Genomic DNA, 12,292 nt, shown 5'->3' with positions numbered 1-12,292 from the left:
CCCAGCACGCGGGGGCGCCCCCGCCCCCCGCCGCCCGCCGGCCCGCAGCCACCGCCGCGGGGGCCGCCGCCGCCAAACACCCCGCCGCCGCGCCGGGCGCGGCGACACAGGCAACCCAGGCGGCGCAGGCGCTGGCCGCGCAGAACACCGCAGCGCAGCAGGCGGCGGTGCGCGCCAGCCTGCTGCAAACCGATCCGCTGCGCGCCAATCCCGCGCTGGCTTCCGCCATCGCCGCCTACAACATCAACGATACGACGGTGTTGGGCGCCAATGCCCGCGCCGCGTCGCCTGCCGGCGGTGCGGTGCCGCGCGTGTCGGCGGTCGAAGCCCCGGCCCGCTCGCGCGGCATCGGCACCGCGCGTTAGAGGGGCAGCCCCTCAGGATCAGAATCGCCCGGCAGAACGCGCAATGGCGCAACAAGCCTTTCAGTATTTGTGAACATGCTTGGAATTTTCTGCAATAATCGGACGATGCTCAAAGCCAAATTGTCGATGCCGGCGGGTTTGTCTGCCACTTTGCTTGTCACGTTGCTGTGGTGCGGACTACCGCCCCGCGCGACGGCCGCCGGTCCCGTGGTGCAGCTGCTGATGGGCGATACGCTCGACGAAAGGGGCAGGCCCAGGCCCATGCCGGAAGTCAAACGCAAGGTGATCGCCGCGGTGGAGCGGGAGCTGGGCGTGACCTTCGAGCCGCATATGTATCCATGGGCGCGCGCCGAACGCTACGCCCTCGACGGCGTGGGCCTGATTTTCGGGCTGCCGAAAACCGCAGAACGCCTGCGCGCGCTGCATTACTCCGACATCGCCACCCACAACAGCCTGTGGCTGGTCACGCGCAGCGACGCCACTTTCCCCTTCAACAGCCTCGAGGACCTGCGCGGCAAGACCGTCGGCACGGTGCGCGGCTACAACTACGGCGAGGAATTCGAACAGGCGCGCGGCAAAAAACTGTTCCGCACCGACGACGACATCTCCTCGCGCGGCACCCGCCTGACCCGCCTGATGCTGAAGCGGGTCGACGTGGTGCTGCTGTTCCAGCCCAACGGCCAGACCGCGAAAGATCTCGAGGCCGACATCCGCCAATTCATGGCGCCGCGCCTGCCGTCCATCGGCGCCGCCGCCAACGCCGGCTTCAGCGTGCTGCCAAAGCCGATGGCCACCGACAGCGGCCAGTTTTTCGCCATCGCCCGCGGCAAGGACGACGGCATCATCGACCGCATCAACGCGGCGCTGGCCCGCATCCGCCAGCGCGAGGAAGAGGCCAGGCGCCAGCGCGCGCCGAATTAAATTTTGGCCGGCAGCCCTTCGAAAGCGGATCTGCCCGAAAAAAGGCCATACGCAAGCCCAACTCACGCGATAATATTTGCGGATTTTGGCGATAATCCTGTCATCGCATTTATTCACACCCTCTGGAGACCGCATGAAACTGAAGCATATCGCTGCCGCCCTGGCGCTGCTGGGCGCCGCCACCGTCCACGCGCAAGACACCGTGGTCAAGATCGGCCACAGCGGCCCGTTGTCCGGCGCCCAGGCTTTCTCCGGCAAGGACAATGAATCCGGCGCGCGCCTGGCGATCGAGGAACTGAACGCCAAGCCGATCACCGTGGCGGGCAAGAAGCTCAAGTTCGAATTGCAGTCGGAAGACGACCAGGGCGATCCCAAAGCCGGCGTGGCGGCGGCGCAGAAGCTGATCGACCAGGGCGTCAAGTTCGTCGTCGGCCCGTACAACTCGGGCGTGGCGATTCCCGCATCGCGCGCCTACAACGACGCCGGCGTGCTGATCGCCACCGTGGCCACCAATCCGAAGATCACGCAGCAAGGCTACAAGGGCCTGTTCCGCGTGAACGCCAGCGATTCGCAGCTGGGCACCAAGATGGCGCTGTACGCGGCCAATGAACTGAAACTGAAGACCGTGGCCGTCATCGACGACCGCACCGCGTTCGGCCAGGGCGTGGCGGAGGAATTCAAGAAGCAGGCCAAGGCCGCCGGCATGACCGTGGCCGGCCATGAGTTCACCAACGACAAGGCGTTCGACTTCACGTCCATCCTGACCAAGCTGAAAACCAAGAAGGTCGAAGCGATCTTCTTCGGCGGCTACGCGCCGCAGGCCGCGCCGATGGCGCGCCAGATGAAGCAGCTGGGCATCAACGCCAGGCTGCTGGGCGGCGACACCATCTGCACGGCGGAGATGGGCAAGCTTGGCGGCGACGCCGTCGGCGACAACGTGCTGTGCTCGCAGGGCGGCGCCATCCTCGACAAGGCGGCCAGCGGTCCGGCCTTCAAGGCCAAGTTCAAGGCCCGCTTCAAGCAGGATGCCGACGTCTACGCGGCCGCCTACTACGATGCGACCATGATGTATGCGCAGGCCATGCAGAAGGCGAACTCGCTCGATCCGCAAAAAGTGGCGGCCACCATCGGCGCCGGCTCGTACAAGGGTGTGGCGGGCACCTATTCGTTCGACGACCACGGCGACATGAAGCAGTCGCCGGTCACCATCTTCAACTTCAAGGGCGGCCAGCCGGTGCCGCTGACTACCTATTAAGTTGAGGGAGGCCGTCTAGGAGAGCCGCAGCTCCCAGTACCCGACGTCGATCCAGCGGTCGAACTTGCGGCCGACCTGCTTGAAGTGGGCGACCTTTTCGAAGCCCAGGCTTTCATGCAGCGCCACGCTGGCGGGGTTGGGCTGGGCGATGCCGCCGATCGCCATGTGGATGCCGCGCGTGCGCAGTTCTTCCAGCAGCGCCTTGTACAGCGCCGAGCCTATGCCCCGGCCGCCCTGCCCCTGCGCCACGTATACGCTGGTCTCGGCCGAATAGCGGTAGGCGGCGCGCACCCGCCACTTGGTCGCATACGCATAGCCGGCCACCTGTCCATCCCGCTCGTGCACCAGCCATGGCAGGTGCGCCGTCACGTCGCGAATGCGGCCGGCCATTTCCTCCGGCGAGACGGGGTGCTCCTCGAAACTGATGGTGGTGGTGGCGATATAGTGGTTGTAGATGGCGACGATGGCGGCGGCATCGTCAGGCGTGGCGGGTCGTATCATCGGCATGGTGTTGTGGTTGAAGAGATAAGCTTAACAATAGCGTGTTTGTATGGAAGCCGCAACGCCCCGGTTTACGCGAATAAAAAGCGCGTATGATTTATCTGTTCGTCTGTTCAGGACAAAACAAAAAGAACCGGGAGATCGACATGCTGGCCGCCGCTAGACCGTCAAACGAGACCCAGCGCATCGAGGCGCTGCACGCCCTTAACCTCCTTGGCAGCGAGCGGGAGGAACGCTTCGACCGGCTCACCAGGCTCGCCAGGCGGCTGTTCAATGTGCCGATCGCGATCGTCACCCTGGTCGATTCCGACAACGTGTTCGTCAAATCCTGCGCCGGCAACGATGTGGTGTCGGTACCGCGCGACGCATCCTTCTGCGCCCACGCCATCCTCAGCGAAGATATCCTGGTGGTGCCGGACGCCACGCTGGACCTGCGCTTTCACGACAGCCTGCTGGTCACCGACGATCCCTATGTGCGGTTCTATGCCGGCTGCCCGCTGACGATACCGGGTGGCTGCCGGCTGGGCACCCTGTGCCTGCTCGACACCATGCCGCGCATGCTGGAGGGCGAGGACTGCAAGCTGCTGCGCGACCTGGCGGCGATGGTCGAGCAGGAAATGGGCGCGCTGCAGATGGCGACCATGGATGCAATGACGATGCTGTCGAACCGGCGCGGCTTCGAGGTGCTGGGCCAGCAGGCGATGAATGTGTGCCACCGGCTGGGCAAGCCGGCCTCGCTGCTGTTCTTCGATTTGAACTATTTTAAAAAAATCAACGACACCTTCGGCCATGCGGAAGGCGACCGCGCGCTGACGGTGTTTGCCGACATCCTGCGCACCATCTTCCGCAACAGCGATTTGATCGGCCGCCTGGGCGGAGACGAATTTTCCGCCCTGCTGATCAACTCCGACGCTGCCGAAACCATGGCCGCCGTCCAGCGGCTGCAGGACGCCGTCGACGTGCGCAACGCGCAGGACCGGCGCGGCTACGACATCCGCTTCAGCGTCGGCCAGGTCAACCTCGACCTGGCCCGCCACCACTCCATCGGCGACATGCTGGCGGAGGGCGACATGGCCATGTACCGCAACAAGCAGCTGTTGAAGGCGCAGACTGCGCCGCATTGATCCACCTTGATCATCGTTCAGCGCTGGCGCGCGGCGTACAGGTCGTCGAAAACCGGGATGATGGCCAGCGTCAGCAACGCCAAGGCCAGCGGCACCGTAACGATATAGCCGATATATTTGAAGCCGAAGGCGCCGACCAGGCCCCCTGCCAGGAACATCGCCAGCAGGGAACCCAATAGCCGCAGCTTGCCGCGGTCGGCCCTCACCGTGTCCGAAGGCCCGGCGCTTGGCAGTCCATTCCAGTAAACCAGCTTGCCCAGCTCGATGCCGATGTCGGTCACCAGGCCGGTGACGTGGGTGGTGCGGATTTCGGCGCGCGACACCTTGGTGACGATGGCGTTTTGCAATCCCATCACAAAGCACAGCAGCGCGACGATGGCGGAGATCTGGCCCGACGCGCCCAGCTTGGCGCCCATCAGGCCAAAGCACAACAACAGAGCCGCCTCGACGATCAACGGCAGCGCATACTGGCTGTGCGCGCCGCGCCGGCGGCCCCAGTTGATCAGGATCGCCGACGTCGCCGCGCCGAAGAGGAAGGCCAGCAGCGACGCGAACCCCGCCGCCACAAGGGCCACCTCGCCCAGGGCGGCGTTGTCGGCCAGCGCCGAGACGATGCCCGACATGTGCGACGTGTATTGACCTACTGCGAAAAAACCGCCGGCATTGACCGCGCCGGCCACGAAGGCCAGCGAACGGCCAAGGCGGCGGTTGCTGATATCGGTTCGTTGCGGGCTGGTTAAGGCACGCAGGTAGTGCATGGGCATGGCTGGCCTCTTTATTGCTGTCGGCCATTCCATTGTATGCCATCACCTCACTTCAGGCATCTACTTCAATACCACGTTCCAGTTCTTTTCGACGCACTTGGCGTAGTTGCCAGCGATAAGAGCGCTATACGGCGTCTGGTAGCTCACCAGCTGGCACTGGTAATCGCCGCCGCTGCTCCAGTTCTTCTCCCAATAGATGTTGTAGGCGGCCGAACTGGATGCCGTGAAGCGCTGCATGGTGGCGCACGACAGCTGCTCGCCGCCGACGTTCCAGCCCAGGTCCGCCGCGAACTGCTTGTAGTAGTCGATACGATTCTGCGCCGCCGCCTTCTCCGTACCGGTACCGCACTCGGCGTTGATGATCATGATCGTCGTGGCGAAGTTGTTGCCCGCACCGGCCGCCCGGTCCGCCGCATTCGGCACCCAGGTTCCGTCCAGCACGTGCAGCATCGACGGCTTGGGCGGCTGCGGATAGACGAAGAAGAACGTCGCCGAAGCGAGATTGAGCCAGGTCGATGCCACCAGGTCCGGATTCTTCAACAACACCGACTGGTCGCCGTTGTACATCACCTGCGAGAACGGGCCGTAGTTGTAGTTGTACGAAAGCTGCTTGGCGCCGCGTCCGTAGTACTTCTTGAAACTGCCGTCGGCGTTTTTACCGCAGGTCCAGACAGTGTTGAACACCGGATCAGAACACTCGGCGTTGTAGCCGCAGTTGGTGCCGGTTTCGTCGCAGCCCATTTCGCGCAGATACTTCAGGCCCTGCCGCCACTGCGGCAATGGCAAGCTGGCGTTGTGGTCTCCCGTCTCCTGCGCGAAGTGAGCGAACATCGTCGCCAGCGAATGGCGGCAGATGGCGTCGGCGTCGCGGCCGTCGGTGTAGTCGCCGCAGACCGCCGGGAACTTGGCCACCGCCTGCAGGAAGCGACCGTACGTGTAGCTGGGCTCGCGCACGCCGAAGTAGTAGTCCCACCTGGCCGGCGACAGCAGCCGCTCCACCCGCTTGACGTTGGCGGGATTGGCGGCCACGCCCGGCGCCACGGCATCGACCGCCGCGTTGTCCAGCGTGCGGATCGATGCCTTCACCTTGCGGAAGAAGTCGTTGTTGGTCAGCTCCGCTTCGCGCGCCTCGGCTTGCGCCCTGGTCGGCACGCCGCCCGGTTGCGTGGTGCCGGGATCGGTCGGCGGCGGATCGGTGGCGACACCGACGTACTTCCACGGCCCGTAGGTATCGGCGGCGTCGGGCGCGGTGCCCTGCACCCACCATTTCGCCTCGAACTGCTTGCCCTGATAGATTGCGCACATGCCGGCCGTATAGACGGCGGTGCCGCTGTATGCGGGGCATGCGGCGGCCACCGTCGTGCCGCCAGCAAGGATGCGGGGAGTCGCGTTGCCGGCCTGGCCGCCGTCGCTGCCGCCGCCACAGGCGGCAAGCAGCATGGCGGTCAGCGAGGCAAAGATATAAGTGATCTTCATCTCGCCGTCTCCTTACTTCAGCGCGACCGGCAAGCCGGGGTACTCTTCGCTCAGCGCGTAGCGCACGCCGTTCACGGTGACGACGTAGGAGGACGGTCCGGAAATCGGCAGCGAGTAGTTCAGCGTGATCGCCACCGAAGCACCCGGCGCCAGCGATTGCCACGACGGTATCGTGAACTTGGCGTGGTTGAAGTTGGCCTTGAAGCCGCCGATGTTGTTCGGCCCCGAGTAGCCGGCCTTGGTCACCGTCAGGCCATAGCCCGACTGGTCGCTCATGTTGGCCGGCGCCGATACCGGATAGTCGAATTCCACCACCGAGCCGCCCGGAATGGTGACGGTGGTGTTGTTCGTCACCGTCATGACCGGGTTGATCGGGTAGTTGCTGTCGCCGAGCTTCCAGCCGCCGAGCGAGATGCTGACCTTGGCGCTGCTGGCCGGCATTGCCGATTCCGCCCGCGCCGCGCCGTACGGACCGGCGGTCTTGAAGGCGTTGTAGATGTTGGTGGTCAGCGTGTAGCCCATGAAGTACTCGCCTTTGCCGCCATTCTTGCCCGCGTCCCAGGCGTAGTCGCCGGCCAGTTCCCAGATCATGATGCCGCCGATGGCGTTGTCGATCACGTACTGGGTCTTGGCCGCGATCGACTGCGTCGTCTCGGTCGACAGGAAGACCTTGCGCGTGGCGTTCCACAACCACGGCGCGGCCATCGTGGCGCTGTAGTTGGGGCTATAGACGCCGGTGATGGTCTTCTCGGTGATGCCGTAGGCGTCCAGGTAATCCGGCACGATCGCGCCTTGCAGGTTCAGCGCGTGCCACAGCGGATTGCCGCCGCCGGGTACCGCCTGGCCGTTGGTATCCAGGTCATGCCAGACGTTGTCGATGCCGATGGCGCCGGTGCCGCAGGTCGGAACGCCGGCGCAGGTGACGGTATTGCTGACCAGTGGCGACGTGCCCCACAAGCCGTTGGTGCCGCCGCTGACGTCCTTCCAGCCCCGCGTGTAGTACGGCACGCCGAGGTTGATGCGGCCGGCCTGCAATGCGCCGCGGTAGTAGCGGTAGGCCCAGTCGACATTCAGGTAGCCGATGCCGCCGTACTGGTAGGCGTTGCCGGCCTTGAGTTCGGCGTCGTTGCCGTCGTCGAACAGCGCGGCGTTCGGACCGACATACTGGTTCCAGCCTCCGTGCAGGTCATAGGACATCAGGCTGGCGTAGTCGAGGTACTGCAGGCCGGAGAGGTTTTCCTCGCCGCGCAGTATCCATGCCGATGCGGAGCCGGCGATGGTCAGCATGTAGTACTTGTTGTCGGCGACGGCGGCCGTGTCCAGTTTCTGGCGTACGGTTTTCAGCAGCGCGTTGTAGCCTGTCATCAGCCCCGCGAGGCGCGGCTTGGAGACGCCGAAATCGAGCGGATTGCCGGCCGCGTTGTTGGTGGTCGGGTGCTCGTAGTCGATGTCGATGCCGTCGAAGAAGGTGTACTGGCGCAGCACGGCGACCATCGAGTCGGCCAGCGTGTTGATGCCGGCGGTGTTCAGCGAACCGTCGGCGTTGGTGGTGGCGGTGTAATAGCCGCCGCTGCCCGCCCAGCCGCCGATCGACAGCATCACCTTCACGCCGGGATAGCGCTTCTTGTACTGCGCCAGCAAGTTGAAGTGGCCTTTGTACGGCAACGACGGATCCATCGCGGCGGCGGGGATCGTCGGCCAGGTCATGCCGGTGTCCGGGTTGTTGGCGCCGGTGCCCAGTTGGACTTTGGCGTTGGCGTCAACTGCGGCGAAGGCGTAGTTGACGTGGGTGATTTTGTCCCACGGGATGTTGTTGACCAGGTAGGACGGCGTGTTGTTCGCTCCTGTGCGCCAGCTGGTGAAGTAACCGACGATGCGGCGATTCAGGCCATTGGCCAGCTTCTCGCGGCCGTTGGCATCGTACACGCCGCAGTAGTTCACGTTCGGTACCGGCGTGGCCAGGCCGTCCGGGCGGCATGCGACCGGCGTTGGCGTTGGCGTTGGCGTTGGCGTTGGAGTTGGCGTCGGTGTCGGTGTCGGTGTCGGTGTCGGAGTTGGCGTTGGGGTCGGAGTTGGCGTGGTCGTCTGCGCCGCCCAAGGGCCCCACTCTTCCGTGCCGGGCACGTTATTCTGCGTCCACCACTTGGCGGTGTAGGTGATGCCGTTGTACGTCACGCACATGCCGACGGTGTAGACCGCCGAAGCACTCCACGCGTCGCAGGTGACGGCCGCGGCGCCCATGCGCACGGCGCCGCCCAATAATTTCGGCGCTGGAGTAGCTGCGTTTTGAGGGTCGCTGCCGCCACCACAGGCGGCCAGAGTACTGCCGACTAGCGTCAGCATCAAAATATTTTGTCTCATTTTTAGATCCCGTGATTAGAAGTCTTGATTGCTCGGGTAATGGGTATAGAAGTCGTTATCCCACAGGAAGTGGGTGGTCGAGACCGTGATGGTCACATCGAGCGCCTCGACAAAATGCCACCAGCCCACCGGCAGGAACAGGATCTCGCCCGGTTCCAGCACGCATTCGATGACCGGCACGTTGGCCATCATCGGGAAGCGCTGCAGATCGATGTTGCGTCCATCGACCTGCGAATAACAGTGACGCTGGTTGTACACGTTGGGCGTGTCGCACGGTGCGATCAACCGCACCCGCTTGCGCCCCGCTATCTGGATCATGAAATTGTTGGTCAGGTCGTGATGGAACGGCGTGATCGTGCCGGCCGGTCCGAACCAGAAAAAGCCGCCGCGCCCCTGCTCCAGGTATTCCGCCAACGGCGGCAGATCCGCCATCAGCTCCTGCAGCGCCTCGCGATTCCGGCCGTCGTTATTGGCGGTCATGTAGAAATCGTTGGTTGGGCCGCTATCCCGCACCATTGCCACGTATTCGCCGAAAGGCATGCGGCGCTTGTGCGAGTTGCTGTTCATTTCGTAGTTCGGATCGGCCTCGCGGCCGAACTGCACCTCGACTTCCCGCCCGCCCAGTTGCCCGATCAGGTGGTCGTAAGTCCACTTTTCGCGCGCGACGCAATCGTCCAGCATGCCGGTGATGATCACCGGCTCGTTGCGGCGATAGTGCTCGTCGAGGAAAGCGGCGCCGGACAGGCGCTCCCGGCGCGGCACTTCATTGGGCCCCAGCCGGTTCAGGCGCTGCTGGATGCGCAGCACCCAGTCGCGCTTGGCCAGCCGGTTGTGCAGTCGCGATACGCCCCGCAGGTATGGGCTGCGCAGCGCGGCGTCCATCTCCGCGCGCGCCGAGGCCTCGACGATGCCAGACTGGATCATGATGCCGATGAGCGCTTCCGGATGGCCGCCGAGAATAAGGTTCTCGGCGATCCATCCCCGCCATGAGTCGTTAACGTCTATCTGTTGTACGGCGTCATGGCGGTTCATCGCTTATCGTCCTTTCCACACTGCGCTGGTCAAAGCTCCGCTGGCGTCGCCGTCGAGCTCCCACGAGAAGGCGCCACGCAGACTCTGGTCGCGCACATACTGCATCTTGGTCGCGATTACCGTCGGGTCGTCATAGCTCCACCATTCTCCGCTGCCAGTGTACAGGAACAGCTGTTTGGTGGTCGGGTGGTACCAGCGCGATCCCGTCTTGTTGACCAGGACTTTGTAGTCGTCTATGCCCGCCTCGTAGGTGCCGGCCGCGGCGCCCGTGGTGGATTGATACAGGCCGTTGGCGTTAGGCCCGGCGGCGACGCCCTTCCATCCGCGTCCGTAGAACGGCACGCCGAGCAGGATCTTATTGCGCGGCATACCTGCGGCCACCAGCGCCGTGATGGCGTCGTTGGCGTTGTACTTGGCAAGCACGCCGGTCGATGGATCGGCGCTGTCGTGGTACAGCGGCGCGTGGAAGTTGGTGGTGCTTTCCCAACCGCCGTGGAAGTCATAGCTCATCAGGTTGACCCAGTCCATGTACTGCGAATACAGATTGGGTTCGGTTTGGGCGATCTTCTCGGTGCCGGCGCCGATGGCGGCCGTCAGCGCATAGCGCTTGCCGTCGATGACTCCTTGCGCATCGAGCTGCGCGCGGAACTCGGCCATCAGCAGCGTGAAGTTATGCTTGTCGGCGACCGTGTCGAAGGTGTTGTACGGTTGTCCGCCGCCGCCCGGGTATTCCCAGTCGATGTCGATGCCGTCAAACACGCCTTTGGCGGAACCCGCGCCGCCGCGTCCATCCTGTACCGGCAGGTCGCCGGCGATGAACATCTTGACGCAGGATTTGGCCAGCTGCTTGCGTAGCGCGTCGGTCTTGGCGGCGGCCGAGAAATTCTTCGACCAGCTCCAACCACCCAGCGAGATGAAGATCTTCAGGTTCGGGTGTGCGGCTTTCAGCAGCTTCAGTTGCAGGAAGTTGCCGCTCAATGGAGCATCCCATGCGACAGCCTGGCCGTTGACGGTGCGCGCCGGCGAGCGTTGATAGTCGGCGTAGGCGTCGCCGCCGGTGCCGGCCGCGGGCGACGTCGGGCTGTCGTTGCCGACTTCGGCGCGGGTCTGCATGTCGCATTCGTAGCCGCCGTTCTTGGCGTAGGTGTTGCCGAAGGCGTAGTTGATGAAGGTGAGCTGGTCGGCGATGCTGGTCTGCACGCCGTTGACCGGGGTCTTGGTGGTGTGGATGTCGGCCACTTCGTAGTTACGGCCATAGACGCCCCACTGCGCGAAGTAGGAGCCGATTTCACGACCGCCGGTCGGTGTTGGCGTTGGAGTAGGCGTCGGGGTGGGTGTCGGAGTTGGCGTTGGAGTTGGAGTCGGAGTTGGAGTCGGAGTCGGCGTCGGGGTAGGCGTCGGAGTTGGCGTTGGGGTCGGGGTCGGCGTAGTCGCTTGCAGCTCCCATGGTCCCCATTCCTCGGTGCCCGGAATATTATTCTGCGTCCACCACTTGGCTTTGTAGGTGGCGCCGTTGTAGGTCACACACATGCCCAGCGTGTAGATCGCGCTGGACGACCACGCCGGACATGTATCGGCTGCTACGGTTTGCGTCCCTCCGAGCAGCTTCATTTTTTGTGTATCGGTAGCGGGGCTGTCGCTGCCCCCGCCGCAAGCCGCAAGCATGCCGGCGATCAGGCCTAATACGGCCGCATTCCCCTTGACTGCACGTTCCATGGTCTCTCCTTGGTGTGGTGGGTGGTTTTCTTTTTTATTATCTTTTCAGGATGAAACCGAAATAAGTGGTAGTCAAGTGGTTTTATTAAATAGCATCCAATCCAATACCAGTTGCAAGGAGGTAAGAGCTACGCGGGAAAGAATAGATATCAACCGATACACGGAGTGTGAGCGCCCACCAACTTCGTTGGCGCTACAGATCAAGCGACTAGCATGCCGCTTGGCGGAATGTTTGAAAATGAACATTCCGTTAAACGGCTAGTACCAATTTTTGGGGCGGGAAAAGTGGTAGTGCGCCACCCGCGCACAAAAACGGTCAGTGGACCATTTCAGGCAGCAAGGCACGGCCGACGCCGTCACGGATTTCCACGATGCGCCGGCGATCGGTGCCAAAGCTCATCTTGTAGCAAACCTGGCCGTCGCGGGAGGCGGTCGGCAGTACCATCAGCATCTGGAATCCGCTGGGCACCTCTTCGACGCCGGGAAAAATCGCCGGCAAGCCGGCCAGTACGATGGCCTGCAACGGACGCTCGCCGCCGATTTCCGTGTAGTGGCCACGGACCGAAATGCCGACACTTTCGCCGTCGCTGAACGCGAGGTGGGCATGCCCGAGCACACTGTCGGTTTGCCGGTTGACGATCAGGTTCAGGCGCAAAGTGGGGTGATCCTGGCGCTCGGTGGTGACTTCGTAGACTGCGGTAAATAATTGACTCATGGTGATTCCTGACGGTGATGATGAAAACATGAGTCCACTGTAGGGATGGTGAGCCAAGTTTG

Annotated in this window: 12 protein-coding genes; 4 read left to right on the top strand and 8 right to left on the bottom strand. The window is 63.6% G+C overall.

From position 1 onward, the window contains the following. The coding region (locus ACCD07_RS17585) for a hypothetical protein (protein ID WP_413448105.1) at positions 1–365 on the top strand (365 nt) is incomplete at its 5' end. On the opposite strand, the gene ACCD07_RS17580 is transcribed toward ACCD07_RS17585, so the two are convergent. Then, the gene (locus tag ACCD07_RS17580; protein ID WP_413448104.1) at positions 362–646 is read right to left on the bottom strand and encodes a hypothetical protein; all 285 of its coding nucleotides are present in this window, start codon (positions 644–646) and stop codon (positions 362–364) included. The two genes, ACCD07_RS17585 and ACCD07_RS17580, sit on opposite strands and share 4 nt — an antisense overlap. Between ACCD07_RS17580 and ACCD07_RS17575 the strand changes: the two genes are divergently transcribed. Together ACCD07_RS17575 and ACCD07_RS17570 are read left to right on the top strand one after the other, a co-directional pair. Continuing rightward, positions 627–1,286, top strand: coding sequence for a substrate-binding periplasmic protein (locus tag ACCD07_RS17575; protein WP_353403390.1), 660 nt, complete (start codon positions 627–629; stop codon positions 1,284–1,286). The genes ACCD07_RS17580 and ACCD07_RS17575 overlap by 20 nt on opposite strands. Positions 1,287–1,419: 133 nt before the next feature. Beyond that, positions 1,420–2,541 carry a branched-chain amino acid ABC transporter substrate-binding protein gene (locus ACCD07_RS17570; RefSeq protein ID WP_176652706.1) on the top strand — a complete coding sequence of 374 codons (1,122 nt, stop codon included), beginning with the start codon at positions 1,420–1,422 and terminating at the stop codon, positions 2,539–2,541. 15 nt (positions 2,542–2,556) lie between these two features. Here ACCD07_RS17570 and ACCD07_RS17565 read toward each other — a convergent pair whose 3' ends face one another. Next, positions 2,557–3,042 (bottom strand): arsinothricin resistance N-acetyltransferase ArsN1 family B, encoded by a 486-nt coding sequence (locus ACCD07_RS17565; protein WP_176652890.1) that lies wholly within the window; start codon positions 3,040–3,042, stop codon positions 2,557–2,559. A gap of 146 nt (positions 3,043–3,188) precedes the next feature. Between ACCD07_RS17565 and ACCD07_RS17560 the strand changes: the two genes are divergently transcribed. After that, a complete protein-coding gene (locus ACCD07_RS17560; protein WP_413448103.1) occupies positions 3,189–4,166 on the top strand; it encodes a diguanylate cyclase in 978 nt (325 codons plus the stop codon). A 17-nt stretch (positions 4,167–4,183) separates the two neighbouring features. Here ACCD07_RS17560 and ACCD07_RS17555 read toward each other — a convergent pair whose 3' ends face one another. The 6 genes from ACCD07_RS17555 to ACCD07_RS17530 form a co-directional block, all read right to left on the bottom strand. Next, positions 4,184–4,930: a YoaK family protein gene (locus ACCD07_RS17555; protein ID WP_176652704.1), complete on the bottom strand. Its 747-nt coding sequence runs from the start codon at positions 4,928–4,930 to the stop codon at positions 4,184–4,186. A 60-nt stretch (positions 4,931–4,990) separates the two neighbouring features. Further along, a complete protein-coding gene (locus tag ACCD07_RS17550; RefSeq protein ID WP_413448102.1) occupies positions 4,991–6,406 on the bottom strand; it encodes a glycoside hydrolase family 19 protein in 1,416 nt (471 codons plus the stop codon). 12 nt (positions 6,407–6,418) lie between these two features. Further along, positions 6,419–8,767, bottom strand: coding sequence for a chitinase C-terminal domain-containing protein (locus ACCD07_RS17545; protein ID WP_413448101.1), 2,349 nt, complete (start codon positions 8,765–8,767; stop codon positions 6,419–6,421). Between the two features lie 15 nt (positions 8,768–8,782). Next, positions 8,783–9,799, bottom strand: coding sequence for a cupin-like domain-containing protein (locus tag ACCD07_RS17540; protein WP_353403395.1), 1,017 nt, complete (start codon positions 9,797–9,799; stop codon positions 8,783–8,785). A gap of 3 nt (positions 9,800–9,802) precedes the next feature. Beyond that, a complete protein-coding gene (locus ACCD07_RS17535) occupies positions 9,803–11,515 on the bottom strand; it encodes a glycosyl hydrolase family 18 protein (protein ID WP_413448100.1) in 1,713 nt (570 codons plus the stop codon). A gap of 316 nt (positions 11,516–11,831) precedes the next feature. Beyond that, on the bottom strand, positions 11,832–12,230 hold the full coding sequence (locus tag ACCD07_RS17530) for a DUF1842 domain-containing protein (protein ID WP_176652701.1): 399 nt from the start codon (positions 12,228–12,230) through the stop codon (positions 11,832–11,834). Between the last annotated feature and the right edge of the window lie 62 nt (positions 12,231–12,292).

The organism is Duganella sp. Dugasp56, assembly GCF_047304105.1.
In the GTDB taxonomy this organism is placed as follows: domain Bacteria; phylum Pseudomonadota; class Gammaproteobacteria; order Burkholderiales; family Burkholderiaceae_D; genus Rugamonas; species Rugamonas hordei.
Note: the sequence above shows the minus strand (reverse complement) of the source record. Positions and strands in the feature narration are given on the sequence as shown.

What these genes read in the sequence shown, in the direction of transcription:
- ACCD07_RS17560 (WP_413448103.1), top strand. Translation starts at nt 3,189, where the DNA reads ATGCTGGCCGCCGCTAGACCGTCAAACGAGACCCAGCGCATCGAGGCG.
- ACCD07_RS17530 (WP_176652701.1), bottom strand. Translation starts at nt 12,230, where the DNA reads ATGAGTCAATTATTTACCGCAGTCTACGAAGTCACCACCGAGCGCCAG.
- ACCD07_RS17565 (WP_176652890.1), bottom strand. Translation starts at nt 3,042, where the DNA reads ATGATACGACCCGCCACGCCTGACGATGCCGCCGCCATCGTCGCCATC.
- ACCD07_RS17575 (WP_353403390.1), top strand. Translation starts at nt 627, where the DNA reads ATGCCGGAAGTCAAACGCAAGGTGATCGCCGCGGTGGAGCGGGAGCTG.
- ACCD07_RS17540 (WP_353403395.1), bottom strand. Translation starts at nt 9,799, where the DNA reads ATGAACCGCCATGACGCCGTACAACAGATAGACGTTAACGACTCATGG.
- ACCD07_RS17535 (WP_413448100.1), bottom strand. Translation starts at nt 11,515, where the DNA reads ATGGAACGTGCAGTCAAGGGGAATGCGGCCGTATTAGGCCTGATCGCC.
- ACCD07_RS17555 (WP_176652704.1), bottom strand. Translation starts at nt 4,930, where the DNA reads ATGCCCATGCACTACCTGCGTGCCTTAACCAGCCCGCAACGAACCGAT.
- ACCD07_RS17545 (WP_413448101.1), bottom strand. Translation starts at nt 8,767, where the DNA reads ATGAGACAAAATATTTTGATGCTGACGCTAGTCGGCAGTACTCTGGCC.
- ACCD07_RS17570 (WP_176652706.1), top strand. Translation starts at nt 1,420, where the DNA reads ATGAAACTGAAGCATATCGCTGCCGCCCTGGCGCTGCTGGGCGCCGCC.
- ACCD07_RS17550 (WP_413448102.1), bottom strand. Translation starts at nt 6,406, where the DNA reads ATGAAGATCACTTATATCTTTGCCTCGCTGACCGCCATGCTGCTTGCC.